The sequence below is a fragment of the Stenotrophomonas sp. CASM114 genome (assembly GCF_049384325.1).
Taxonomy (GTDB): Bacteria; Pseudomonadota; Gammaproteobacteria; order Xanthomonadales; family Xanthomonadaceae; genus Stenotrophomonas; species Stenotrophomonas muris.
In genome coordinates, this window is sequence record NZ_JBMRGJ010000002.1 from 341,388 (window position 1) to 365,756 (window position 24,369).

Sequence of the window (24,369 nt, forward strand, 5' to 3'; positions counted from 1 at the left end):
GAATACGTATGCAACTGGACGCAGCCGACAGCCCCGCGTCTACCATGGGGCCCAGGCACCTTGAGGGAGGGGCCGCGCCCGCCCGCCGGCAACGACGGTGCGGACCTACAACGCGTGCAGAGAGGGAGGGAGGCCGACGGGCGCAAGCCGGTCCGCCGCTTCGATGCTGAAGATCATTTGCCTGACCGCTGCCCTGGGGGCAGCGCTGGGATCGACCGCGCAGGCGGCCGACCTGCAATTCGACGGTCGCCATGCGCGCGCCGAAGCCGCTGCCAAGGGCAGCTTCGTGCTGCATGCGCCGAAGGGCGCAGTGCAGATCGCAGCCGCACCGATGCGCAGCCAGACCGGCAGCGTGATGTTCGATGCCCTGTTCGCGCTGGCCCAGCAGGAGATGTCCCAGGACCGCGTGGACGCGATCCGCGATCCGGCGTTCGACGAGGGTCGGCCGGTCCCGTGCGAGTGCTTCCAGACCGGGGCACGCTGGCCCTATGTGTGGACCCGTGATGTCAGCTTCGCCGCCGACCTGGCGCTGGCGCGGCTGGACCCGCAGCGCACCCGGCAGTCGCTGCAGTTCAAGCTGTCGGCAGCCCGTGACGGGCGTACGCCCGGCCTGTTCGTGGCGCAGGACACCGGTTCCGGCGGCAGCTGGCCGATCAGCAGTGATCGCGTGGTGTGGTTCCTGGCGGCACGCCACCTGCTGGAGGACCGAGCGTTTGCCGATCAGGTCTGGCAGGCGCTGCAGGGCACGCTGGCGCAGGACCGCGCGATGGTGTTCGACGCGCAGATGGGCCTGTACCGCGGCGAGACCTCCTTCCTGGACTGGCGCGAGCAGACCTATCCAGACTGGACCCGCGAGGATGTGCGTTTCATCGGTGATTCCTACGCACTGTCCACCAACGTGCTGCACTACCAGGCACTGCGCCTGGCCGAACGCCTGGCCGGGCAGCACGGCGATGCCCGCGCGGCCGACTACAAGGCCTGGGCCGATGCATTGGCGCAGCAGATCGATGCACGCTTCTGGCGCGAGGATATCGGCCAGTACATGAGCTACATCGGCGAGGCCGCGCACCCGGTGCCGTACGCCAAGGTCGATCTGCTTGGCCTGTCGCTGGGCATCCTGGCCGAGGTGCTGCCACCCGAGCGCGCGCGCCGTGCATTGGCCGCCTATCCGATGGGGCCGGCCGGCAGTCCGGTGGTGTGGCCGCAGGAGGCGCAGCAGCCGATCTACCACAACCGCGCGATCTGGCCATTCGTCAGTGCCTATTCGCTGCGCGCGGCGCGCCAGCTGGACGATGCACCGCGCATCGCCGCCGAGATCCGCTCGCTGATGCAGGGCGCCGCGCTGGCCGGTTCCAACATGGAGAACTACGAGCTGGTCAGCCAGGCGGTGCATGTTGACGAGGGCGTGCTGAGCGGCCCGGTGGTCAACTCCGAACGCCAGCTGTGGTCGGTGGCCGGCTATCTGTCGATGGTGGTCGAGGGCGTGTTCGGCGTGCAGGACGATGGCCGCGTGCAGCCCAAGCTGCCGGCCGTGCTGGTGCCCGAACTGTTCGGCAATCAGCGCCGCATCTCCCTGGAGGCCGATGGCAGGCGTTATGTGCTGGAGCGACCGAAGCAGGTGGGTGATGGCCTGCTGGTGGCGGGCAAGGTGAAGACCCGTGGCGCCACCACCACCGTGCAGCTGGTGCCCGCCGCAGCGGCGCCACGCAGCACGGCGACGACGGCCGACGCAGATGCGCGCGCACCGGCCACGCCGGCCGCACCGCAGGTGCAACGCAAGGGCAGGGGCTGGAATGTCGTGGTCGCTGCAGGCCAGGTGCTGTGGCAGGACGGCCGGGCGCTCGCCGCCAGCAATGGCCTGGCACGCATCGGTGACGATGGCCTGCAGCATTGCCTCAGCCTGACCCGGCGCGACGGTGCAATTGAATCGCTGCACAGCCCGATGGTCTGCGTCGGTCCGCAGCAGCGACTGAAGGGTACGCAGCGCTGGCAGTTCACCCCCGCCAGGGCCGGGCAGGTGCGCCTGCGCCTGCAGTACCGCAATCCGAACGGGCCGATCAACACCGGCGTCACCGCTGCGGTGAAGCAGCTGGTGCTGCAGTGCCCGGGCCAGCCGTTGCAGCGGCACACCGTCACCCTGCCGCACAACGTGGCCATGCAGGACTCGACCTCGGCGACATTCACGGTGCCCAAGGGCCGATGCACGGTCACGCTTGAAGAAGGCTTCAACATGAGCGCGCTGCAGCACTTCGCGCACTACACCGGGGGCAAGGGCGGGCGCGATGGCGTGCTCAACCAGGCCCATGTGCAGGCGCTGATGGTGGCGCCGGTGGCCGCGGCAGAGGGCGCACGATGAATCGTTCCGCCAAGCCGCAGCTGTCGTTCTGGCAGATCTGGAACATGTGTTTCGGCTTCCTGGGCATCCAGTTCGGCTTCGCCCTGCAGAACGCCAATGCCAGCCGCATCTTCGAGACGCTGGGCGCGGACATCGACGCGGTGCCCGGGCTGTGGATCGCCGCGCCGCTGACCGGCCTGCTGGTGCAGCCGGTGATCGGTTACCTGTCCGATCGCACCTGGACGCGCTGGGGGCGCCGCCGTCCTTATTTCATGATCGGAGCGGTGCTGACCACGCTGGCGCTGCTGGTGATGCCGAACTCGCCGACGCTGTGGATCGCCGCCGGCACGCTGTGGGTACTCGATGCCTCGATCAACGTGTCGATGGAGCCGTTCCGCGCCTTCGTCGGTGACCAGCTGGCGCCGCGCCAGCGTCCGGCCGGCTATGCCATGCAGAGCTTCTTCATCGGCGTGGGCGCCATCGTCGCCAGCTTCCTGCCGTTCATCCTGGCCCACTTCGGGGTCGCCAATACGGCTGCCGCAGGTGAGGTGCCTGATACCGTGCGCTATGCGTTCTACTTCGGCGCGCTGGTGCTGTTGGCGGCAATCACCTGGACGGTGGTCAGCACCCGCGAATACTCACCGGCGGAGCTGGCCGGTTTCGATGACGCCGAACCTCCGGCACATCACGCAGCAGCGCCGATCAGCGGCCCGGCGCCCTGGGTGCAGGTGGCCGCATGGCTGGGGCTGGGCGTGCTGCTGGCGCTGCTGATCACCTGGCGGCAGGGCGACCGGATGCTGTACGTGCTGGCCGGCCTGTGTGCCGGCTATGGCCTGCTGCTGGCGCTCGCGCGTACGCTGCCGGCCACGCACATGCTGGCCGCCATCGTCGGCGACCTGCGCGCGATGCCGGTCACCATGCGTCGCCTGGCGTGGGTACAGTTCTTCTCGTGGTTCGCGCTGTTTGCGATGTGGATCTACACCACCGCCGCGGTGGCTGGCGCCCATTTCGGTTCGACTGAACCAGAGTCGGCGGCCTACAACGAGGGTGCCAACTGGGTGGGCGTGCTGTTTGGCGCCTACAACGGGTTCGCCGCGTTGGCGGCGGTGCTGATTCCACTCATGGTGCGCGCGATCGGCCTGCGCTGGAGCCATCTGGTCAACCTGTGGCTGGGCGGTGCCGGCCTGGTCTCGCTGATGTTCATCCGCGATCCGCACTGGTTGCTGCTGTCGATGGTTGGCGTCGGTTTCGCCTGGGCGTCCATCCTCTCGCTGCCGTATGCACTGCTGTCCGACAGCGTGCCGGCATCGAAGATGGGCGTGTACATGGGTATCTTCAATTTCTTCATCGTGATCCCGCAGCTGGTGGCGGCCAGTGCACTCGGCTTCGCCCTGCGCACGTTGCTGGGCGGCCAGCCAATGCATGTGCTGGTGCTGGGCGGCTGCAGCCTGTTCATTGCCGGCCTGTGCGTGTTGTGGGTTCCGTCCCGTCCGGAGGTGGTGTGATGCGTGCTGCGTTGTCTGTTGCTGTTTCCTTGATGCTGCTGGCTGGCCATGCGGCGGCCGCGCCGCGCCCGGACTATGTGGGCACCACCGAACCGTTCGCCAGCGATGCGGTGTACTTCGTGGTCACCGACCGTTTCGTCAACGGTGACCCGTCCAATGACCATCGTGACCAGGGCGGCAAGCTCCGCACCTTCGACATCCCGGTGCCCTGCCCGGACAAGGTGGACGGCAACATCGGCTATCTCGGCGGCGACTTCCGTGGCGTGCTCGACAATGCGCAGTACATCCGCAACCTCGGCTTCGGTGCGGTGTGGATCACGCCCATCGTTGACAATCCGGACGAGGCCTTTACCGGCAGCAAGCCGATCAGCTGCACCAGCACGCTGACCGACCGCGGCAAGACCGGTTATCACGGCTACTGGGGCATCAACTTCTACAGACTTGATGAGCACCTGCCGAGCAAGGACCTGGACTTCGCCGGGTTGACCAAGGGCCTGCACGGTGCCGGCTTGAAGGTGGTGCTGGACATCGTAGGCAACCACGGTTCGCCGGCCTGGACCATGCCGACACGGCAGCCGCAGTTCGGGCAGATCTTCGACAAGGACGGAAAGCTGATCGCCGACCACCAGAACCTGCCGCCGCAGGAACTGGATCCGAAGCACAACCCGCTGCACGCGTTCTACAACAACATTGGACCGGTCGACAGCAAGGACGGCTCGATCTTCGATGGCAACCTGGCCGAGCTGTCCGACTTCAACCAGGACAATCCGGCGGTGATGGACTACCTGGTCGGTGCTTACCTGCAATGGACCGCGCAGGGCGTGGATGCGCTGCGCATCGACACCATCGGCTGGTTGCCGCACCCGTGGTGGCATGCCTTCGTCAAGCGCATCCGCGCCGAGCACCCGGGCATGTTCATGTTCGGCGAAGCGTTCGATTACGATGCCGCGCGCATTGCAGAGCACACCTGGCCGGCCAACGCCAACGTCAGCGTGCTCGACTTCCCGTTGCGTGGTGCGCTGGAGCAGGCGTTCGGCACCGCCGGCAAGGGCTTTGAAACCCTGGCCGAGCCGCTGCACCTGAGGGGTGGGCCGTATGCCAACCCGTACGAGCTGATGAGCTTCTACGACAACCACGACATGCCGCGCCTGCAGGCCAGTGACAACGGCTTCATCGATGCGCACAACTGGCTGTTCACCGCGCGCGGCATTCCGGTCGTCTATTACGGCTCGGAGACGGGCTTCATGCGTGGCCGTGCCGAGCATGCCGGCAATCGCGCCTACTTCGGCCAGACGCGTGTGGATGCTGCGCCGAAGAGTCCGATCTTCGCGCCGCTGCAGCGTATCGCCCGGCTGCGCGCAGCCACTCCGGCGCTGCAGCGCGGCTTGCAGGTGAACGAGCGCCTGCAGGGTGATGAGGCGGTGTTCTTCCGCGTGCTGCAGCATGGCGGGGTGGCGCAGACCGCGCTGGTGCTGCTGAACAAGGGCGACAGTGCGAAGACCTTCACCGTGGCGCGGTACGTCCAGGCAGGCCGCTGGCGTGATGCGCTGGACGGCGGTTCGTTGCAGGTGGATGCCTCCCTGAGGGCCGAAGTGCCGGCGCACGGGGTGAAGGTGTACGTGCTCGATGCCGCCGTGCAGCAGCCGGCGCTGCAGGCCGAGCTGGACAAGGCGATGGCCGACCAGCGGGCGCGGGACGTGCGGCTGGGGCGGTAGTGCCGGCCGCTGGCCGGCAACCCATGAATCCATGGCACCTTCAGGTGCCGGCCAGCGGCCGGCACTACCGGGGTGACCATATCCGGCACAATAGGCCCCCCTCACGCCCCGCCGTATCGCCATGACCGACCTCGCCCCGCAGACCCCGATCGAAACCCTGCTGAAGGCGGCGATGGACGGGTCGGTGCCGATCCGCGCCTTCATGGAGGCCTTCGTCGCCTCCGAGGTGGTACTGCTGACCGGCAGCCTGGTGACCCCCGATGGCAGCGGCTTCGACCCGCTGCTGTTCGACAAGCAGGGCACCCTGCACGTGGCCGTGTTCACCGATCCGTCGCGGGTGGGCATCTACAGCCAGCAGGCCGAACACCAGATCCGCTGGCGGATGCTGGACGTGCTGCGCCGCGTGCCGGGTGGCTACGGCGTGGTGATCAACCCGGGCACTTCGCTGGGCTTCGAGATCTCGCCCAGTGGCGTCGGCGAGATCCTGAAGGACTTCGCCCAGGGTTGATTGTCATGTAGAGCCAAGCCCATGCTCGGCTGCCGTTCGCGCAATGCCGGATCAGTCGAGCACGGCTCGATACTACAGAGAGCTTCCCTTCGGGCACCGTACGTGATCCCCTTTGGACAACATCGGGATCGAGGCTCTCTCCATGGAATTCAGCGAATCACCCGCCGACGCACCGGCACGATCACGCCATTCCCGCTCCGCACTGGTCTTCCTGTTCGCGGCCATCGTCGCCGCACTGGTGTCCATGCCTGTTCTGCGTGCGGTGGGCATGGTGCTGTGGCCGGTGTTCGCCATTGCCTGGCTGATCAACCTGGGGGCCGCCTGGCATCTGGGCCAGTGGGCGCGCCAGCAGGGCCGTCCGGCGTGGGCATTCGGGTTGCCGGCGGTGCTTGGCACCGTCGCCTCGATCGTGGTCTTCGTGCTGCTGGCGCTGCTGGGGCCGAAGGCCCCGGTGCGCTGAACCTTCGCGGTTGTCGTGGACGGTGTGCGGGGCAGGGCTCGGCACTACAGCAAGGCCAAGCCAAGCCCGCACGCGTCGCGCGGAGCACCGGCACATCGGCCGGCGCCCCGTTGCTTCACATCGTCACCTTGCGCCGGTTGTCATCGCTCACCCGGTCGATCAGCTTGTTGTAGGGATCGAAGCCTGCCTCGTCCGGCTTTTCATCCACCGTCACCGTGATCTTCGGCGCGGCGCTGGTGATGTGGTGGCGCTGCAGGTACAGCACCTTCTGGTCGCGTTCCTTGCCCGACGGTCCGGTGGCGAACACGCCGATCTCGACCCAGTCATCCATCTTCGCGTCGCTCTCCCTGCCCTTGCCATCGGCGTACTGCTTGGCGGCATGCAGGTCCAGGGTCACGTCGTAGCGGCCGTCAGCACGTTTGCGGGCGCTGGCGGCCATCACCCGGTTGTCGTAGAAGCTGATCTTCTCGAACAGGTCGGTGACCAGCTGCTGGCGGTCGGCCGGGGTCTCGGCGCGGATGTAGCCCAGCAGCTCGCGTGAGGTGGTGTACGGCGGCTGCTGGTAGCCCTTGTCCTGCAGGAAGCGCTTCAACGCACGGTTCAGCGCCTGCTCGCCGATTTCCTCGCGCAGGCGGTAGAACACCAGCGAACCCTTCTGGTAGTGGATGTACTGCTGGTTCTCCACGCGTTCCAGCGGCTGTTCCTCGATGGCTTCGCCACCGCGGCCGGACAGGTAGCCGTCCAGTTCGCGCTTGAGGAACTGGCGCATGTGCTGGCGGCCGTATTCCTGCTCCATCACCATCAAGGCCGAGTACTGCGACAGCGATTCGGACAGCACGGTCGCGCCCTGCGCGTTGGCGCCGATCACCTGGTGCGCCCACCACTGGTGCGCGATCTCGTGCGCGGTCACGTAGAACACGTAGTCCACCTTGTCCGGGTCGCGCAGGTCGGCGATGAAACCGATGGCCTCGGAATAGGGGATGGTGTTGGCGAAGGACTGCGCGAAGCGGGCATAGCCCGGGAATTCGATGATGCGTACCTGGCGGTGCTGGTACGGGGTGAAGTTCGCCTCGTAATAGGCCAGCGACTTCTGCACCGCCTCGATCATCCGGTTCACGTTGTAGCCGTGCGCCGGATCGAAGTAGACCTCGATCGGGATGTCCTTGTACTTCGCCTTGCGCACCTCCCAGCGTGCCGATAGATAGGCATAGAAGTTCAGCATCGGCCGGTCCATGGCGTAGCTGAAGCAGCGCCGGCCGTTGATCGTGGTCTCGCGCTGCAGGTAGCCCGGGGCCAGCGCCACCTGGTCCGGTGCGGTGCAGACCGTGGTGCGGAAGTCGAGCCAGTCGGCATCGTTGGCAATGTACGTGTTGGCACGCGCCGCTTCGTCCTCCAGCCTGGGCATGCGCCGCGGCTCACCCAGGCCGCGCTTGCGCCGCTCGTTGCGGTCGCTGATCTCGGCGCCCTCGTTGTAGCCGAACGAGGGCAGCACGCGGCTGTTGAAGAAGGTGCCGTTGTCCACGATGTTGCTCGGCGCCAGCCCGGCGGTGATGCCGTTGGGTTTCTGCACCACCCGGAAATGCACGCTGCGGGTTTCGCCCGGCTGCAGCGGCTTCTGCAGGCGGTAGATGCGGTAGCCGAGATCGGCATCGTGCAACGACAGCGTCTGCCCACCCAGGTCGACGTCGACCAGCTGCTTGTCATCGCCTATCGAGACATGCACGTCCTGGATCGGCGTGGCATGGGTATTGCGCACCGTCCAGTTCGCATCGATCACCATCGACTGCGATTCCGGGAACAGGTCCACGCGGTTGTCCACCGCCACGATGCGCGGCTGCGGCAGGGTGCGGTACTTCGACAGCTCGCGCTCGTAGCGGGCCTGCAGGTCCAGCTGCTGGTCGGGCGAGATGAACTCGTTGCGGATATTGGTGCTCCAGTACAGCCAGCTGCCCACGCCGGCGAAGGCCAATGCCGCAAGTCCGGCGAAGACGCCGGTCGGGCCGCGCAGGCGGCGGCCGGCCAGGGCCAGGCGCTGGCGCAGGCCCTGGCTGACACCGCGCACCCAGAGCGCCGATGCCAGGCACATCAGGGTCAGCAGGAACAGCGCCCAGTAGCCCTGGAATGCCAGCTGCCCCGGCAGGAAGTGGCCGTAGCCGTTCATGTCCGAATAGGGAGCGTTGGGCCAGCCACCGAAGGTGTACAGGTTCTGCGTGTAGTCCAGCATGCCGAGCACGCCCTGGCCGATCATCACCACGATCAGCAGCGCGTAACCGACGAACTTGTTGTTGGTGAGCACCTGCAGCACCAGTGCTAGGCCCCCCATCAGGATGTAGATCACCGAATCCAGCGCCAGGCTGCGCAGGTACAGCAGCGGCTCCAGGTGGGTGTAGCCCTTGACCAGCTGCACGCCCATCGCCGCCAGTGCACCGGCGGCCTGGAAGCAGATGATCACTGCCAGCAGTGCGGTGAACTTGGCCAGCAGCGGTACCCAGTTCGGCACCGGCATGGCATCGGTCACTTCGTTGATGCGCGCGCTGCGTTCCTTCCACACCAGCTCACCGGCGAAGAACAGCACGATGATCACCAGCAGCCAGCTGAAGGCCCCCTGCAGGCCCATGATCATCTGCGAGGTGACCGGCCAGATCGAGGTGCCGTACAGGGTCTGCCGGAACAGCGCGTTGGGCAGGAAATTGGCCAGGCCCAGCACCAGCAGCACGATGAACGGCACGCTGCGCAGGACGCCGCGCGTGTCGAAGCGCGCCTGGCGCAGGAACTGTTGCCACGCGGTGGTCGCGCTGAATGCCGGTACCACGCGCGGCAACGGGTTGCGGTTGGGCCGGAGGGCGGCGGCGTCGGCAACCGGCTGCGCCTGCCGGCGGCCCCAGCGACGACGGCCGCTGCCGCTGCGCTCGGTGCGGAACAGGGCGAACGTGGCGGCGAACAGCAGCGCCGTCACACCCAGCCACAGGGCACGGTTGGCCAGCAGGTAGCCCGCCAGGCCGGGAACGCCGCTGTTGTGCTCGGCGGTGGACCAGTAGCGGATGGTGCGCGACAGGGCGCGCATGCCCAAAGGCTCGCTGAGCACCGCCAGCCAGGTGTTGTCGATGTCGCGCAGCACCGCCGCGCTGGCGCCGAACAGGACCAGGTAGGCCACCAGCCCGATGTAGACCCACAGGATTGAACGCGTGACCGCTGCCAGCAGTGACAGCAGCGCGGTGGTGAACAACAGGTTGGGAATGACGATGACCGCAAAACTCCAGGCATAGCCCTGCCAGCTGATCGGCCCCATGCGCTCGGCGTCCACCCAGGGCATGAACGGTGCCAGCCAGAGCCCGAAAGCGACCAGCAGGTAGAACAGCAGGCCGGTAGCCAGGGCGGCGGCGATGCGGCCGGCCAGGTAATCGCGGCGTTTCACCGGGCTGGCGAAGATCAGCTCGGCGGTGCCCAGTTCGAAGTCACGCAGCAGCGCATTGCTGACGAACAGGGCGGTGACCAGCATGCCGAGCAGGGTGAAGATGCCCAGCATCTGCGCGATCACGGTGGGCGCGTTGCTGTGCACGTTGCCGCTGCCACCACCGATCTGTACGGCGTCGCTGGACGCAGCGGCGAAGGCGAGCAGGGCGAACAGCCCGGCCAGCAGCCACAGCAGCGGGGAACGCAGCTGCTCGCGCAGCTCGAAACGGAAGAAATCGAGGATCATGGCGTGCTCCGCTCAGGCTGCCGCGCGAGCACGGGCCTGCAGGCGCAGGCGCTGGAAGTACACGTCTTCGAGGTCGGGAGCCACGGCCGCAAAGCCGTCGCCGGGGTCGTTGGCGCTGTGCACATGGATCACCGGGCGGCCACCGACCAGACGGGTCGACAGCACCACGTAGCGCGCTTCATGGTCGGCCAGCTCCGAAGGATCGACCTGCTTGCGCCAGACCTGGTGCTGCAGGGCGTTGATCGCTTCGCTGGGGCGGCCGGTCAGCAGCACCTGGCCCTTGTTCATGATCGCCATCGTCGGGCACAGGTCGGTCACGTCCTCGACGATGTGGGTGGACAGGATCACCGCTACGTTCTCGCCGATCGCCGCCAGCAGGTTGAGGAAGCGGTTGCGTTCCTCCGGGTCGAGGCCGGCGGTGGGCTCGTCGACGATCACCAGCCGCGGGTCGCCCAGCAGCGCCTGGGCAATGCCGAAGCGCTGGCGCATGCCGCCGGAGTAGGTGCCCAGCTTGCGCTTGCGGGCATCCCACAGGTTCACCTGCTGCAGCAGCCCATCGACCACCTCGCGGCGCTGCGCGCGCTGGGTCAGGCCCTTGAGCACTGCGAAATGCTCCAGCAGGTCCAGCGCGCTGACTTTCGGGTACACGCCGAAATCCTGCGGCAGGTAGCCCAGCCGACGGCGCACGGCGTCCTTGTCACGCAGCACGTCGATCGGCGCCTCGCCCGGAATGCTGAGCGTCACCGTGCCGCTGTCGGCCTCCTGCAGGGTGGACAGCGTGCGCATCAGCGAGGACTTGCCGGCGCCGTTCGGGCCGAGCAGGCCGAACATGCCCCGCGGGATGTCCAGGGTGACGTTGTTGAGGGCATGCACGCCGTTGGCGTACGTCTTGGACAGCGAATCGATCTTCAGCATGCGACGTACACCTTTCCCTGGGCAATGTCTGCGCGTTATCCGCGCAACCGCCTCCGTGCGCATCCGCCGTTGGTCATGGGGGGAGAATCCCGCCGTCGTGCGTTGGCCGGCGCGCCGGCCCAGCGGCGCCTTACCCGCGCAGGGATGATTCGCGCACCACCAGCTTCACCGGGATGCTCTGGCTGTCCACCGGCTGCCGGCCGATCAGCGCCAGCAGGCGCTCGACCAGCAGCTGGCCGGCCTGCTTGGTGTCCTGCTGCACCGTGGTCAGCGCGGGGGACACCGAAGCGGCCAGCGGGATGTCGTCGAAGCCGGTCACCGCCACGTCCTGCGGCACCCGCAGCCCGGCCTCGCGCAGGGCGCGCATCGCACCGATGGCGATCAGGTCGCTGGCCGCGCAGATCGCATCGATCGGCTCGCCGCGCGCCAACAGGGCCTGGCAGGCTTCCTGGCCGGAGGCTTCAGTGGTGATCGCATCGTGCTGCAGCGCCGGTTCGGCGGCCAGGCCGTGGTCCTGCAGGGCCGCGACGTGGCCGCGGTAGCGCTCCTGGAATTCGGGGTAGTGGCTGGAGGCATGGCCGAGGAAGGCGATGCGGCGGCAGCCCTGCTGCAGCAGGTGGGTGGTGATGTCATGCCCGCCCTGGAAGTTGTCGCTGCCGATCGAGACACCGGGCTGGCCGGGCAGGGCGGCGCCCCAGCGCACGAAGTGCGTGCCCTGTTCGACCAGCCGCTGCAGGCGGTCGCGCGATTCGTGATAGTCGCCGTAGCCGAGCAGGATGATGCCGTCGGCCTTGTTGCTGTCCTCGTAATCGGCCTGCCAGTCGGTGGACAGCTGCTGGAACGAGACCAGCAGGTCCTGCCCGTGCAGCGCGCAGGCGCGGGTGATCGAGCCCAGCATCGAATGGAAGAACGGGTTGATCAGCGAGTCGTCGTTGGTCGGGTCCTCGAAGAACAGCAGGGCCAGCGTGCCGGCGTTGCGCAGGCGCAGGCTGGAGGCATTCTTGTCGACCTTGTAGTTCAGCTCGCGGGCAATGCGCAGGATGCGCTCGCGGGTCTCGGCGTTGACCATCGGGCTGCCACGCAGGGCCCGCGACACGGTCGGCTGGGAGACCCCGGCCAGGTGGGCGATGTCCAGGGAGGTGGCTTTGCCTTTGATCGTCATGTGCGGGCGGAGCGGGCAGGTGGAAGGTGCCCGGGCATGATGCCATGCGCAGACGCGAATGCCCCTCCGGGCGTCGGCCTGGGCACAGGTAAGTCATTGCCGGACAAGGAAATCAGCCTGATCCTTCGGTGCGGTCGGGGTCTCCTGACCGGGCGGATGGCGGCGGCAATGGTAAGATGCGTCGTTCTCGCATTCCCCCAAATTTCACCAGGGGCGGCCCAGCGTACTGCACCCCGCCCGGGGCTGTGCTATCACTGGCGGTCTGCCCCTGGACAACGGACGAAGGTACCTATGGCGCGCGGCATCAACAAAGTCATCCTGGTCGGCAATCTCGGCAACGACCCGGACGTGAAGTACACCCAGGGCGGCATGGCGATCACCCGCATCAGCCTGGCCACCACCAGCGTCCGCAAGGACAAGGATGGCAACCAGCAGGAGCGCACCGAATGGCACCGCGTGGTGTTCTTCGGCAAGCTCGGCGAGATCGCCGGCGAGTACCTGCGCAAGGGCAGCTCGGTCTACGTCGAAGGCAGCCTGCGCTACGACAAGTACACCGGCCAGGACGGCGTGGAGAAGTACTCCACCGACATCATCGCCGATGAAATGCAGATGCTGGGCGGCCGCGGTGAAGGCGGCGGCGGTGGCGGTGGTGGCAATTACGGCGGCGATCGTCCGCAGCGCCAGCAGGCGCCGCGCCAGGAGTATGGCGGTGGCGGCGGTGGCCAGCGTGGTGGCCAGGGCGGTGGCTATGGCAACCAGGGCGGCAACCAGGGCGGGGGTTACGGCAACCAGGGTGGCAACCAGCGCCCGCAGCCGCAGCAGGCGCCGCCGATGGACGACTTCGCTGACGACGATATTCCGTTCTGATCGGACGCTCGCCTGCAGCAGAAAAGAAAGCCCCGCTCATGCGGGGCTTTTCTTTGTCCGCGATTCCTTCGGAGTTGTGCTTCGCAGCATCAATTTTCGTGCACCGCAACTTGCAAGCGCCCAATTTCCTCCCCTATGGTGCAATCGATTGCATTGCTGTGAATCGTTGCGTTTGATACCGGTTGGGAGGCCGGCAGGTGGATGTCCATCCATTCGATCAGACCGGCTCCGGCGACGGGCCTCACGCGGCGCGATGCGTTGCGCATGGCGGTTGCTGGAGGCGTAGCGCTGGGTACTGCGGGAGCGTTGCCTGCATTCGCCGCCACCGCAGCGCTCAGGGGCAACTTGAAGCACTCCGTGGCGCGTTGGACCTTCCCGCAGCTGTCGGTCGCCCAGCTCTGCACGACGGTGAAGGACATCGGCTTCGCCGCCATCGACCTGGTCGGCCCGGAAGACTGGCCCACGCTGAAGGCGAATGGCGTCTACAGCTCGATGTGCAATGGCGCGGAGCTGGGCCTGACCAAGGGCTTTGCCGGCCGCGAATTCCACGACCCGCTGGTGGAGCGCTACACGCGGCACATCGACCTGGTCGCCGATGCCGGTTACCGCAACCTCATCTGCTTCTCCGGCAATCGCAACGGCATGGACCCGCAGGACGGCATGGCCAATGCCGAGGCGGGCCTCAAGCGCATCCTCGGGCATGCCGAGAAGCGCGGCGTCGTGCTGGTGATGGAGCTGCTCAACTCCAAAGTCGACCATCGTGACTACCTGTGCGACCACTCGGCCTGGGGCGTGGAGCTGTGCCAGCGGCTCGGCTCGGACAATTTCGGCCTGCTCTACGACATCTACCACATGCAGATCATGGAGGGCGACATCATCGCCACCATCGGCAAGCATCACGCCTGCTTCAAGCATTACCACACTGCAGGCGTGCCGGGCCGGAACGAGATTGGAGACCAGCAGGAACTCCACTATCCGGCCATCTGTCGCGCGATCCGCGACACCGGTTTCAAGGGGTATCTGGCGCAGGAATTCACGCCTGCAGCGCCCGATCCCGTTGCCTCATTGCGCGAGGCGATCCGCCTCTGCGACGTCTGAAACGATATCCACCCAGGTGAGAGACCATGGCAGATAATCACTACGACGCCATTGTTGTTGGCTCGGGAATCAGTGGCGGTTGGGCAGCGAAGGAGCTGACCGAGAAGGGCCTGAAGGTCCTGATGCTGGAACGCGGGCGCAACATCGAGCACGTCAAGGACTACGTCAATGCGATGAAGGAAGCGTGGGACTTCCCGCATCGCAACCGGCCGACGCAGGCGATGAAGGCCGCCTTCCCGGTGCTGATGCGCGACTACGGCCTGGCCGAGAACCTGGAAGGAATGTGGGCCAACGAGCAGGACTCACCCTACATCGAAACCAAGCGCTTCGACTGGTTCCGTGGCTACCACGTGGGCGGGCGCTCGCTGATGTGGGGCCGGCAGAGCTATCGGTTTTCCGACCTGGACTTCGAAGCGAACCTCAAGGATGGCATCGCCACCGACTGGCCGATCCGCTATGCCGACATCGCGCCGTGGTACGACCATGTAGAGAGGTTCGCCGGCATCGCCGGCACGCGCGAAGGACTGGACGTGCTGCCGGACGGCGAGTTCCTGCCGCCGATCCCGTTGAACATCGTCGAGAAGGAGGTGGCCGCGCGGATCAAGAAGGCCTTTGGCGGAACGCGGCACATGATCCACTCGCGCACCGCCAACATCACCCAGCCGATGCCCGAGCAGGGGCGCGTGAACTGCCAGTACCGCAACAAGTGCATCCTGGGCTGTCCCTTCGGTGCCTATTTCTCGACCCAGGCGGCGACGCTGCCAGCGGCGATGAAGACCGGCAACCTGACCTTGCGGCCGTTCTCGATCGTCAAGGAAGTGCTCTACGACAAGGATCGCAAGCGTGCGCGCGGCGTGGAGGTGATCGATGCCGAGACCGGGCAGACCTACCAGTACACCGCCAAGGTCATCTTCCTCAATGCATCGTCGTTCAATTCGACCTGGCTGCTGATGAACTCGGCGACCGATGTGTGGGAGGGGGGACTGGGTTCTTCGTCGGGCGAGCTGGGGCACAACGTGATGGACCATCATTTCGGTGCGGGCGCCTCGGGCCGGGTCGAGGGCTACGAAGACAAGTACTACTTCGGCCGCCGTCCGTGCGGTTTCTACATTCCGCGCTTCCGCAACGTCGCGGCCGACAAGCGCGGCTACCTGCGCGGGTTCGGTTACCAGGGCGGTGCCAGCCGCACCGGCTGGTCGCGCGAGATCGCCGAGCTCAACATCGGTGCCGACCTGAAGGAGGCGCTGACCGTACCGGGCGACTGGCGCATCGGCATGACCGGGTTCGGTGAAATGCTGCCGCACCACGACAATACGATCCGCCTGGACCACGACCGCAAGGACAAATGGGGGCTGCCGGTGCTGGCGATGGACGTGTCCATGCGCGCCAACGAACTGGCGATGCGCAAGGACATGGCCGCCGATGCTGCCGAGATGCTGGAGGCGGCCGGCGTCAAGGACGTGAAGATGCACGACCACGACTATGCCCCGGGCAAGGGCATCCACGAGATGGGGACCGCACGCATGGGACGTGACCGGAAGAGCTCGGTATTGAACGCGCACAACCAGGTATGGGATGCGCCCAACGTCTATGTGACCGACGGTGCCTGCATGACCTCCAGCGCCTGCGTGAATCCCTCGCTGACCTACATGGCGCTGACCGCGCGCGCGGCCGACCACGCGGTACGCGAACTGAAAGCGGGGAACCTCTGATGGATCGCCGCGAACTGTTGAAGATGATCGTTGCCGCCACCGGCGCGGCCATGGTCGGCCTGCCTGCGCTCGCGCAGGGAAACGCCGCCGCGGCACCGGTGAAGACCCTGTTCTCCGATGCCGACATCGGCACGCTGGACGAGATCGCCGAGACCATCCTGCCGCGGACCCGGACGCCAGGGGCGAAGGATGCCGGCGCTGGCCTGTTCATGGCGACCTTCGTCAGCGATTGCTACAGCGCCCGGCAGCAGGCAACGTTCCGGGCAGGCCTGGTCGATATCGACAAGCGCGCCGGCGGCCGGTTTGTGGCGCTTACGCCGGAAGCCCGCACCCAGTTGCTGCGAACGCTGGACGCCGAAGCCAAGGCGCGCTCTGCCGATGTGACCGAGACCGGTATGCCTGAAGAGGGCGAGGCGATGCCGCATTACTTCACGATGATCAAGCAGCTGGCCATCTTCGGCTTCTTCACCTCCAAGGTCGGGGCGACCGGCGTGCTGCAGTACGTCGCGGTGCCCGGCCGCTACGACGGCGACCTCGCCTATGTCCCCGGTACGCCCGCGTGGGGGACCAGCTGATGGACACCACCCTGATGATCCGCCCTGCGTTGATCACTGTTGGCCTGCTGGCCGCTGCATCTGCATTCGCGCAGGACAGTGCCGACGCTGCGCGCGACCCGAAGAAGACCGAAGTGTGGACCCCCGTGCCCGCTGTCGTGGCCACGCCGCCAGGCAAGGCCCCCTCCGACGCGATCGTGCTGTTCGATGGCAAGGATGTCTCCGCGTGGGAATCGGAGCAGGGCGGACGCGTGCCCTGGAAGGTTGCCGGGGGCGCCATGACCGTCGTTCCGGGCAGCAAGGGCATCCGCACCCGGCAACGCTTCTGCGATGTCCAGCTGCATGTGGAGTGGCGCACGCCCACTGACACGAAGGGCTTCGACGGCCAGAACCGGGGCAACAGCGGGATCTTCCTGCAGGAACTGTATGAACTGCAGGTGCTCGACAGCTACAACAACCCGACCTATGCCAATGGCCAGGCGGGCTCCATCTACAAGCAGGCCATGCCGCGGGTGAATGCCTCGCGCGCGCCGGGCCAGTGGCAGGCCTACGACATCCTCTGGAAGGCACCGCGCTTCTCGGTGGGCGGTGGGCTTGTGTCGCCCGCGCGCATCACGGTGCTGCACAACGGCGTGCTGGTGCAGGATGACACCGTGCTGGCAGGCAAGACCGAATACATCGGGGCGCCCTCGTATTCGCCCCATGCGTGTGCGCCGCTCTATCTGCAGGAGCATGACTCCAGGGTCAGTTACCGCAACATCTGGGTGCGCGAGCTGTAGCCGAACACGGCCGGCGTGGTCGCCGGCCGCTTACTTCGCCAGGTAGCTGGCGATATCGTCGATCTCCTGCTGTGACAGCTGGGAGAAGGGCGGCATCAGGCCGCCGCCCTTGCTGATCTTTTCCTTGATCTGTGCAGGTGCCATGCGCTTGCCGATGTCGGTGAGTGCCGGGAACGCGCCCGGCATGCCCGCGCGATCGGCGCCGTGGCAGGCCACGCAGTTCGCGGTGTAGAGCTTTGCTCCCGCAGCCGGGTCGCCCTTGCACCAGGCGGCTGTCGCAACACTCATGCCGCCCAGGGCCACCGCCATTGCCAGGATCATTTTCATGTGGGGCTCCTTGATGCGTCAGCGCCGCGCACGGGCAGGCGTATTGGTGGTCAGGTGTTCACGCAGATAGTCGGCGCCGGCCTGGACGACCTTGGCCGGCTCGCGTGGCTGGTCGTGCTCGATGATGTACCAATGCACGCCGGCGACCGCCGCAGCAGGCAGGATCGCGTTCCAGTCCAAGACGCCCTGGCCCACCGCAGCGAATCCGCCTTCGTCTTCGGCCTGGCCCTTGGGCGCATTGTCCTTGGCGTGTACCGCGAATACGTGGCCGCGGAACTTTCCCAGCATCACCGCCGGGTCCAGGCCCGCACGCGCGACCCAGGCCAGGTCCAGCTCGGTCTGCAGTTCGGGGCCGGCGGCGGCGAACAGCAGTTCCAGCCCGGTCCTGCCATCGAAGTCGACCAGCTCGAAGTCGTGGTTGTGATAGGCCAGGCGCATGCCCTTGCCGCGCACCTGTTTCGCGATCCGGCCCAGTTCCTGTCCCAGGGCGGTCCAGCCGGCGGCATCGCTCGGGCGTTCCTTCCTGTCCAGGTACGGCACCACCAGCGTGGTGTTGCCGATCGACTGGTTGAAGGTCACCACCCCATCCAGGTTGCTGCGCAGCTCGGCCAGCGGCACATGCGATGAAATGGCCTTGATCGAATACCGGTCCAGCAGCTGCTTCAGTTCCGCGGCACTGACGTTCTGCGTGCCGACGGTTTCCACCGCGTGCACACCGGCATCGTGGACGATCTTCAACTGTTGCTCGAGCGAGCCGGCATCGCGCAGGGTGTACATCTGCACCGCGATCGGCTTCTGCGCGCTGGCGGCTTCGACTGCGAAGGCGGGCAGCGCCGCGAGCAGCAGGACGAGGCTTGCACTTCGACGGACAAGGGCTTTCATCAACAGATCCTCCCGGGATTCAACCGATGGTGGTCCAGGCGCGTGACCTGGCCGATGCAATGACACGATCAACGATCCGCGCCGAACGCATGCCGTCCTCGAAGGTGGGCAGGCCGTCCGGTTGCTCGCCGTCGATGGCGCGATAGGTGTCGGCGACAAACGCCTCGAAGCACTGGGCGTAGCCCTGCGCGTGCCCCGCCGGCAGCGCCGACAGCCGGCGTTGCTCGGCACTGCCGGCGCCTGGCCCGCGCACGAAGATCTCCTCGCGCTGGTCGGGCAGGCCGATCCACAGCCGCTCGGCGTCCTCCTGGTTGAACGCCATGCTGGCCTTGGCGCCATCGATCTCGAACCAGAGGCGGTTGCGGCGTCCGGCCGAAACCTGGCTCACCGTCAACGACGCCAGCGTACCGGCGCCGGTCCTGAACATCGCCGTCGCCACGTCCTCGCTCGCGACCGCCTGCGTCGCGCCGTTCGCCGCCGGTGTGCTGAAGCTCTGGCCGGTGACGGCGCTGCGTTCGGCGATCACCGTGGCAAACGCCGCGTTCACTTCGGTGAAGCGCTCGCCACTGACCCATTCGACCAAGTCGCACCAGTGCGAACCAATGTCGGCGAACACGCGCGAGGTGCCGCCCAGCGCCGGGTCCACGCGCCAGTTGTTGCTGGCCGGGTCCAGCAGCCAATCCTGCAGGTAACTGCCATGGATCAGGTGCAGCGGCCCCAGGTCACCCTGGGCGATGCGTGCACGCGCCTCGCGCACCACCGGGTGGTAGCGGTAGACGAAGGGGACGGTGGCAACCAATCCGGTCGAGGCGGCCAGTACCGCCAGCGCCTGCGCATCGTCCAGCGTCGTCGCCAGCGGCTTCTCGCAGATCACGTGCTTGCCGGCTTCCAGCGCAGCCTGTGCCATGGCGCGGTGCAGATGGTTGGGCGTGCACACGTGCACCACCTGTACCTGCGGATCGGCGATCACCTCCTCGATATCCCGGTAGGCGCGCGGGACATTCCAGGAGTGCGCTGCCTCATGCGCGCGCTGCGGTGACGAGGCGGCCACGCCGCGTACCTCGGCGCCGGCGAGCAAGGCCGCGCGGCGGTGCACGGCACCGATCATGCCGGCGCCGACGATGGCGATTCCAAGCTTGGGCATCGACGGGGATCCTCAGGGTGTGGAGGGCGCGGCCGCAGCCGCCGGCCGGTCGCGGAACAGCAGCAGGAAGGCGACCAGCACCACCAGCGCAACACCGGCCGGGAACAGCCAGATCTGCTGCCAGTCGGGACCGGCCTCGGTGGTGAAGTGCTCCACCACCGCGCCGGACAGGAAGGTGCCGATCAACATGCCCACGCCATAGGTGGCCAGGGTGATGAACCCCTGTGCGCTGCTGCGCGCGGCAGGGCCGGCATGGGCATCGGTGTAGATCTGGCCGGTGACGAAGAAGAAGTCGTAGCAGATGCCGTGCAGCACGATGCCGATCACCAGCAGCGGGAAGCCGCTGCCCGCATCGCCGAAGGCGAACATGGCGTAGCGCACCACCCAGGCGGCCATGCCGACTGCCAGCATGGTCTTCACCCCCAGCCGAACGAACAGGAACGGCATGGCCAGCATCAGCAGCACTTCGGAAACCTGGCCCAGCGACTGCAGGCCCGCCGCGCCGCGCACGCCGAGGTCGTTGAGATAGGGATTGGTGAAGTTGTAGTAGAACGACAGCGGGATGCAGATGGCGATGGAGGCCAGGAAGAACACCAGGTAGGCGCGCGACTTCAGCAGCCGCAGCGAGTCCAGCCCCAGGATCTGCCCCAGCCCGGCATCGCGCTGCTGCGCCAGTGGCGGTGTGTGTGGCAGGGTGAACGCATACAGCCCGAGCACCAGCGACGCCGCCGCCGCCATCCGGAACGTCAGCTCAAGCCGATGCGCCTGTTCCCAGCCCAGCCAGCCGATCAGCACGCCCGCCACGATCCAGCCGATGCTGCCGGCCACGCGGACCAGCGGGAACTGCTTCTCGGGTGATTGCATGTGCCGCATGGCCACGCTGTTGGCCAGTGCCAGGGTCGGCATGAACAGCAACATGTAGCCCATGACGCACGCAGAGAACATGCTGAAGCTGGTTGCCGTGGACGCCAGCCACATCAGCGCGGCACCGGCCAGATGCAGTACCGCAAGAATGCGCTGCGCCGCGAAGTAGCGATCCGCGATCAGCCCGACCAGGAACGGCGCCACGATGGCACCGATCGACTGGCTGAGGAACGCGGTCGCCACCTGGCTCGCGCTGGCCTGCAGCGGGCCCTGCACCAGGTAGGTGCCCAGGGTGACGAACCACGCCCCCCAGATGAAGAACTGCAGAAACATCATCGCGCCCAGGCGCGACATGGCGTGCGTCATGGCTTGCCCTCCCGGGGCGGTCTTGGCTCAGATTCCCAGCATGCGGTGCAGTGATGCGGCGTCGGTGCCACTGTCGGCGAAGTCATCGAAGGCGCGTTCGGTCACGCGGATGAGGTGGTCGCGGATGAAGGCGGCACCCTCGCGCGCGCCGTCTTCCGGGTGCTTCAGGCAGCACTCCCATTCCAGTACCGCCCAGCCGGGGAAGTCGTACTGCGCGAACTTCGAGAAGATCGCCTTGAAGTCGATCTGGCCGTCACCGGGTGAACGGAACCGGCCCGGACGGTCGATCCAGTCCTGGTAGCCGCCGTACACGCCGCTGCTTGCGCTGGGGCGATGTTCCGCGTCCTTGACGTGGAAGATGCCGATGCGCGCGTGGTAGCGGTCGATGAAACCGAGGTAATCCATCTGCTGCAGCAGCAGGTGGCTGGGGTCGTACAGGATCTTCGCGCGGGGATGGTGGTCGACCTCATCGAGGAAGCGCTCGAAGGTCGCACCATCGTGCAGGTCCTCGCCCGGGTGGATCTCGAAGCACAGGTCAACGCCGCAGGCATCGAACGCATCCAGGATCGGGCGCCAGCGACGGCCGAGTTCGGCGAAGGCTTCTTCCACCAGTCCCGGCGGGCGCTGCGGCCAGGGGTAGAAGTAGGGCCAGGCCAATGCACCGGAGAACGTGGCATGCGCGGTCAGCCCCAGGCGCTGGCTGGCCTGCGCCGCCAGCCGCAGCTGCTCCACCGCCCAGGCCTGGCGGGCGGCCGGGTTGCCGCGCTTGTCCGGTGGCGCGAATCCGTCGAACAGGCTGTCGTAGGCAGGATGGACGGCAACCAACTGCCCCTGCAGGTGGGTCGACAGTTCGGTGATCTGCAGGCCGTGCCCGGCCAGCATGCCGGCAATGTCGTCGCAGTACGCCTGGCTGCGCGCCGCCTGCGCCAGGTCGAACAGGTGGGGCGCGGAGGTGGGGACTTGTACGCCAGAATAGCCCAGACCCGCGGCCCATCCGGCCAGCGTGTCCAGCCGATCAAAAGGAGCTGTGTCGCCGATGAACTGCGCCAGGAACAGCGCTGGACCCTTGAGCGTCTTCAACGTGATTCGCCCTCGATGCAATCGATTGCATTATCCTAGCAGGGGCTCACGCAGGACCTGTTGTGCAGTGCACAGCGGGCAGGAGGACTAACGCCATGGCCACCATCTACGACATCGCAAAACACGTCGGCGTGTCCGCCGGTACGGTGTCGCGCGCGCTTTCGCGGCCGGACAAAGTGCTGCCGGCCACCCGCGCGCGCATCGAGCAGGCCGCCGCCGCACTGGGCTATGTGCCCAACACGGTGGCGCGCACGCTCAAGACCCAGCGCAGCGGCAAGATCCTGGTCACCGTCCCGGACATCGCCAATCCGTTCTTCGCGCAGATCCTGCAGGGGGCGGAGGAGGCCGCGCAGGCGGTGGGCTATGCGGTCCTGCTGGGCGATACCCAGCATCAACCCGACCGCGAGGAGCGCTACGCGCAGATGCTCCGGCGCAACGAGGCCGACGGCATGATCGTGCTGGGCCATCGCCTGCCACCGACCGCGCGCGAGATCGTCGAGCAGCGCGGCGCCGCCGCACCGGTGGTCAACGGCTGCGAGTTCGACCCCGCGCTGGGCATCCCCAGCGTCCACATCGACAACGCCGCCGCCGCACGCGCGGTGATGGAGCATCTGTACGGGCTGGGACACGAACGGATTGCGGTGGTCGGCGGGCCGCCTGACAATCCCCTGCACCAGCAACGGCTGGAAGGGGTCCGCGCGGCCGGCAAGGCGCGTGGCCGCCTGCGCCAGCTGAGCATCGTGCCGGGTGACTTTTCCGTGGAATCCGGCCATGCAGCGGCGATGGCGCTGCTGGATGGCACGGCCGCGCCGACCGCGGTGTTCTGCTTCAGTGACCAGATGGCGCTGGGAACCCTGGCCGCTTGCCGGGACCTGGACATCCGCGTGCCGGACGAGCTGTCCGTGGTCGGCTTCGATGATCTGGCGTCCTCCCGCTACCTCACGCCCCCGCTGACGACCATCCGGCAGCCGATGCGGGAGATTGGCGAGCGTGCGGTCAACCTGCTGCTCGCCATCATCGAGCACGTCGATGTGCCGCTTCAGCAGACGCTGGAGTTCAGCTTCAAGCTGCGTGGCTCGACGGCTGCGCCCCGCCCCGGGTAACCACGGGGAGCGGGAGGGGCAGCGGCCCGCGCGATATCGCGCAACCTTGATCCCGAATTGACGCAAAGCTGTCAGACTCATCGCAGGCAGCCCGGCAAGGGCCGTAGCACCAGGTGCGATCGCGCAAGGGGGTCGGCAATGCCATTCTTCACCGATTCGGCGGAAGGCGCGGTCGAAGGCATTGGCGCGGCACGTCGCATCGGCTGGATGCGTTTCGTCGGCAATGGGCTGGGGGCGATCCCCATCGCTTCGATCATGCTTGAACGCCAGGACGGCGGGCTGGCCTGGGTCCTGCTGCTGCTCAACGCGCTGGCGTGGCCGGCACTGGCACTGCGGCTGACCCAGCGCTCGCGCCAGCCGGCGGTCGTCCAGTTCCGCTGCATGGTGGCCGACTCCTTCTTCGGCGGTGGCTGGATCGCCTTCATGGCGTTGAGCGCGGTGCCCAGTGCACTGTTCGCCGCACTGCTGGTGGCCGACAAGATCGCTGCCGGTGGCGTGCGCCTGGCGATGCGCGCCACCCTGGCCCTGCTGCTGGGTTTCGCTCTCGCCTGGTGGCTGCTCGGCTTCCCTTTCCAGCCGGTCACCTCGCAGCGCACGATCATGCTGAGTGTCCCATTCCTGTTCGTGTATGGCATCGGCCTCAGCATTCTCAGCTGGCAGCTGGCGCGCCGGGTCAAATCGCAGAACCGTCAGCTGCAGCGGCTCAGCCGGATGGACCCGCCGGTCGAGCTGGCCAACCGCGGCTTCCTGATCCTGCGTGCGCAGCAGGCGCTGGACCGGGCACAGGGCCAGGGCGGTTTTGCCTGTCTGCTGATGCTCGATGTGGATGACTTCAAGCGCATCAATGACTCGCATGGCCACCGCGCCGGTGACGAGGTGCTGCGGCATGTCGCGGCGACATTGCGCACCTTTGCCCGGCCCGGTGATACGCCCGCGCGGCTGGGGGGCGATGAGTTCGTGGTGCTGCTGCGCGACTGCGCACCCGTCGATGCGATGCATGTGGCCGAGCGGGTGCGCCTGCACCTGCTGGAGGCCGCGCAGCAGGCCACGCCGGGCGTGGAGTTCAGCGTCAGTATCGGCATTGCCGCCACACCGCGTGGCGGCAGTGTCGAGGACTGGTTGGCACTGGCCGACCGCGCGCTGTACCACGCCAAGCGGCAGGGCAAGAACACGGCCAGCTACGGCGAGTGAGTGCGGCACCGCCGCCGCCGAACGAGGGTGAAATGCCGGTTCATCCTGCACGCGGAATCGGCACGCCAATCCTCTACCATGGGCCACCCCGCCCGGACGCGC

The 24,369-nt window shown here is 67.0% G+C and carries 20 protein-coding genes; 12 read left to right on the plus strand and 8 right to left on the minus strand.

The features are described 5' to 3' along the window. The first annotated feature begins 163 nt into the window (after positions 1 to 163). The 5 genes from VG566_RS04185 (at position 164) to VG566_RS04205 (ending at position 6,523) form a co-directional block, all read left to right on the plus strand. Positions 164 to 2,356: a Six-hairpin glycosidase-like protein gene (locus VG566_RS04185; RefSeq protein ID WP_241884100.1), complete on the plus strand. Its 2,193-nt coding sequence runs from the start codon at positions 164 to 166 to the stop codon at positions 2,354 to 2,356. Continuing rightward, the gene (locus VG566_RS04190; protein ID WP_241884101.1) at positions 2,353 to 3,840 is read left to right on the plus strand and encodes an MFS transporter; all 1,488 of its coding nucleotides are present in this window, start codon (positions 2,353 to 2,355) and stop codon (positions 3,838 to 3,840) included. The genes VG566_RS04185 and VG566_RS04190 overlap by 4 nt, the downstream gene beginning before the upstream one ends. Next, complete coding sequence (locus VG566_RS04195) at positions 3,840 to 5,555, plus strand: alpha-amylase family glycosyl hydrolase (protein WP_423172597.1); 1,716 nt, start codon at positions 3,840 to 3,842, stop codon at positions 5,553 to 5,555. Before VG566_RS04190 ends, VG566_RS04195 begins: the two co-directional genes overlap by 1 nt. Positions 5,556 to 5,676: 121 nt before the next feature. Beyond that, positions 5,677 to 6,063: an SseB family protein gene (locus tag VG566_RS04200; RefSeq protein ID WP_032960680.1), complete on the plus strand. Its 387-nt coding sequence runs from the start codon at positions 5,677 to 5,679 to the stop codon at positions 6,061 to 6,063. Positions 6,064 to 6,205: 142 nt separating this feature from the next. Then, entirely contained in the window at positions 6,206 to 6,523 is a 318-nt protein-coding gene (locus VG566_RS04205) for a hypothetical protein (RefSeq protein WP_032960678.1), read from the plus strand. Between the two features lie 115 nt (positions 6,524 to 6,638). On the opposite strand, the gene VG566_RS04210 is transcribed toward VG566_RS04205, so the two are convergent. The 3 genes from VG566_RS04210 to VG566_RS04220 all read right to left on the minus strand — a co-directional run bounded on the left by VG566_RS04210 (position 6,639) and on the right by VG566_RS04220 (position 12,300). Continuing rightward, positions 6,639 to 10,223 (minus strand): M1 family aminopeptidase, encoded by a 3,585-nt coding sequence (locus tag VG566_RS04210; RefSeq protein ID WP_241884103.1) that lies wholly within the window; start codon positions 10,221 to 10,223, stop codon positions 6,639 to 6,641. Positions 10,224 to 10,235: 12 nt separating this feature from the next. Further along, entirely contained in the window at positions 10,236 to 11,138 is a 903-nt protein-coding gene (locus VG566_RS04215) for an ABC transporter ATP-binding protein (RefSeq protein WP_046429400.1), read from the minus strand. Between the two features lie 130 nt (positions 11,139 to 11,268). Continuing rightward, positions 11,269 to 12,300, minus strand: a complete 1,032-nt coding sequence (locus VG566_RS04220; RefSeq protein WP_014646297.1) for a LacI family DNA-binding transcriptional regulator — start codon at positions 12,298 to 12,300, stop codon at positions 11,269 to 11,271. A 291-nt stretch (positions 12,301 to 12,591) separates the two neighbouring features. On the opposite strand from VG566_RS04220, the gene VG566_RS04225 reads away from it, so the two are divergent. From VG566_RS04225 to VG566_RS04245, 5 genes are all read left to right on the plus strand, one after another. Then, positions 12,592 to 13,167, plus strand: a complete 576-nt coding sequence (locus VG566_RS04225; RefSeq protein ID WP_006423759.1) for a single-stranded DNA-binding protein — start codon at positions 12,592 to 12,594, stop codon at positions 13,165 to 13,167. A gap of 201 nt (positions 13,168 to 13,368) precedes the next feature. Beyond that, on the plus strand, positions 13,369 to 14,265 hold the full coding sequence (locus VG566_RS04230; protein WP_241884104.1) for a TIM barrel protein: 897 nt from the start codon (positions 13,369 to 13,371) through the stop codon (positions 14,263 to 14,265). A 26-nt stretch (positions 14,266 to 14,291) separates the two neighbouring features. After that, positions 14,292 to 15,977 (plus strand): GMC family oxidoreductase, encoded by a 1,686-nt coding sequence (locus VG566_RS04235; protein WP_241884105.1) that lies wholly within the window; start codon positions 14,292 to 14,294, stop codon positions 15,975 to 15,977. Further along, positions 15,977 to 16,552, plus strand: coding sequence for a gluconate 2-dehydrogenase subunit 3 family protein (locus tag VG566_RS04240; RefSeq protein WP_241884106.1), 576 nt, complete (start codon positions 15,977 to 15,979; stop codon positions 16,550 to 16,552). Before VG566_RS04235 ends, VG566_RS04240 begins: the two co-directional genes overlap by 1 nt. Next, positions 16,552 to 17,310, plus strand: coding sequence for a 3-keto-disaccharide hydrolase (locus VG566_RS04245; protein ID WP_164165340.1), 759 nt, complete (start codon positions 16,552 to 16,554; stop codon positions 17,308 to 17,310). Before VG566_RS04240 ends, VG566_RS04245 begins: the two co-directional genes overlap by 1 nt. Positions 17,311 to 17,340: 30 nt before the next feature. On the opposite strand, the gene VG566_RS04250 is transcribed toward VG566_RS04245, so the two are convergent. The 5 genes from VG566_RS04250 to VG566_RS04270 are packed head-to-tail and all read right to left on the minus strand — an operon-like array spanning position 17,341 to position 21,973. After that, on the minus strand, positions 17,341 to 17,637 hold the full coding sequence (locus tag VG566_RS04250) for a c-type cytochrome (protein WP_032961525.1): 297 nt from the start codon (positions 17,635 to 17,637) through the stop codon (positions 17,341 to 17,343). Positions 17,638 to 17,655: 18 nt separating this feature from the next. Beyond that, complete coding sequence (locus tag VG566_RS04255) at positions 17,656 to 18,519, minus strand: sugar phosphate isomerase/epimerase family protein (RefSeq protein ID WP_241884107.1); 864 nt, start codon at positions 18,517 to 18,519, stop codon at positions 17,656 to 17,658. Between the two features lie 19 nt (positions 18,520 to 18,538). Then, positions 18,539 to 19,663: a Gfo/Idh/MocA family protein gene (locus VG566_RS04260; RefSeq protein WP_241884108.1), complete on the minus strand. Its 1,125-nt coding sequence runs from the start codon at positions 19,661 to 19,663 to the stop codon at positions 18,539 to 18,541. A 12-nt stretch (positions 19,664 to 19,675) separates the two neighbouring features. Further along, entirely contained in the window at positions 19,676 to 20,893 is a 1,218-nt protein-coding gene (locus VG566_RS04265; RefSeq protein ID WP_241884109.1) for a nucleoside permease, read from the minus strand. 27 nt (positions 20,894 to 20,920) lie between these two features. Continuing rightward, the gene (locus tag VG566_RS04270) at positions 20,921 to 21,973 is read right to left on the minus strand and encodes a sugar phosphate isomerase/epimerase family protein (protein ID WP_032961535.1); all 1,053 of its coding nucleotides are present in this window, start codon (positions 21,971 to 21,973) and stop codon (positions 20,921 to 20,923) included. Positions 21,974 to 22,068: 95 nt separating this feature from the next. On the opposite strand from VG566_RS04270, the gene VG566_RS04275 reads away from it, so the two are divergent. Together VG566_RS04275 and VG566_RS04280 are read left to right on the plus strand one after the other, a co-directional pair. After that, entirely contained in the window at positions 22,069 to 23,076 is a 1,008-nt protein-coding gene (locus VG566_RS04275) for a LacI family DNA-binding transcriptional regulator (protein WP_241884110.1), read from the plus strand. A gap of 138 nt (positions 23,077 to 23,214) precedes the next feature. Further along, on the plus strand, positions 23,215 to 24,267 hold the full coding sequence (locus VG566_RS04280; protein WP_423172596.1) for a diguanylate cyclase domain-containing protein: 1,053 nt from the start codon (positions 23,215 to 23,217) through the stop codon (positions 24,265 to 24,267). The last annotated feature ends 102 nt before the right edge of the window (positions 24,268 to 24,369 follow it).

Bases quoted from the DNA above. Each gene is read 5' to 3' on its own strand.
- VG566_RS04265 (WP_241884109.1), bottom strand. From the start codon at position 20,893: ATGACGCACGCCATGTCGCGCCTGGGCGCGATGATGTTTCTGCAGTTC.
- VG566_RS04260 (WP_241884108.1), bottom strand. From the start codon at position 19,663: ATGCCCAAGCTTGGAATCGCCATCGTCGGCGCCGGCATGATCGGTGCC.
- VG566_RS04230 (WP_241884104.1), top strand. From the start codon at position 13,369: ATGTCCATCCATTCGATCAGACCGGCTCCGGCGACGGGCCTCACGCGG.
- VG566_RS04215 (WP_046429400.1), bottom strand. From the start codon at position 11,138: ATGCTGAAGATCGATTCGCTGTCCAAGACGTACGCCAACGGCGTGCAT.
- VG566_RS04280 (WP_423172596.1), top strand. From the start codon at position 23,215: ATGCCATTCTTCACCGATTCGGCGGAAGGCGCGGTCGAAGGCATTGGC.
- VG566_RS04240 (WP_241884106.1), top strand. From the start codon at position 15,977: ATGGATCGCCGCGAACTGTTGAAGATGATCGTTGCCGCCACCGGCGCG.
- VG566_RS04245 (WP_164165340.1), top strand. From the start codon at position 16,552: ATGGACACCACCCTGATGATCCGCCCTGCGTTGATCACTGTTGGCCTG.
- VG566_RS04185 (WP_241884100.1), top strand. From the start codon at position 164: ATGCTGAAGATCATTTGCCTGACCGCTGCCCTGGGGGCAGCGCTGGGA.
- VG566_RS04235 (WP_241884105.1), top strand. From the start codon at position 14,292: ATGGCAGATAATCACTACGACGCCATTGTTGTTGGCTCGGGAATCAGT.
- VG566_RS04250 (WP_032961525.1), bottom strand. From the start codon at position 17,637: ATGAAAATGATCCTGGCAATGGCGGTGGCCCTGGGCGGCATGAGTGTT.
- VG566_RS04200 (WP_032960680.1), top strand. From the start codon at position 5,677: ATGACCGACCTCGCCCCGCAGACCCCGATCGAAACCCTGCTGAAGGCG.
- VG566_RS04190 (WP_241884101.1), top strand. From the start codon at position 2,353: ATGAATCGTTCCGCCAAGCCGCAGCTGTCGTTCTGGCAGATCTGGAAC.
- VG566_RS04195 (WP_423172597.1), top strand. From the start codon at position 3,840: ATGCGTGCTGCGTTGTCTGTTGCTGTTTCCTTGATGCTGCTGGCTGGC.
- VG566_RS04225 (WP_006423759.1), top strand. From the start codon at position 12,592: ATGGCGCGCGGCATCAACAAAGTCATCCTGGTCGGCAATCTCGGCAAC.
- VG566_RS04275 (WP_241884110.1), top strand. From the start codon at position 22,069: ATGGCCACCATCTACGACATCGCAAAACACGTCGGCGTGTCCGCCGGT.
- VG566_RS04220 (WP_014646297.1), bottom strand. From the start codon at position 12,300: ATGACGATCAAAGGCAAAGCCACCTCCCTGGACATCGCCCACCTGGCC.
- VG566_RS04255 (WP_241884107.1), bottom strand. From the start codon at position 18,519: ATGAAAGCCCTTGTCCGTCGAAGTGCAAGCCTCGTCCTGCTGCTCGCG.
- VG566_RS04205 (WP_032960678.1), top strand. From the start codon at position 6,206: ATGGAATTCAGCGAATCACCCGCCGACGCACCGGCACGATCACGCCAT.
- VG566_RS04210 (WP_241884103.1), bottom strand. From the start codon at position 10,223: ATGATCCTCGATTTCTTCCGTTTCGAGCTGCGCGAGCAGCTGCGTTCC.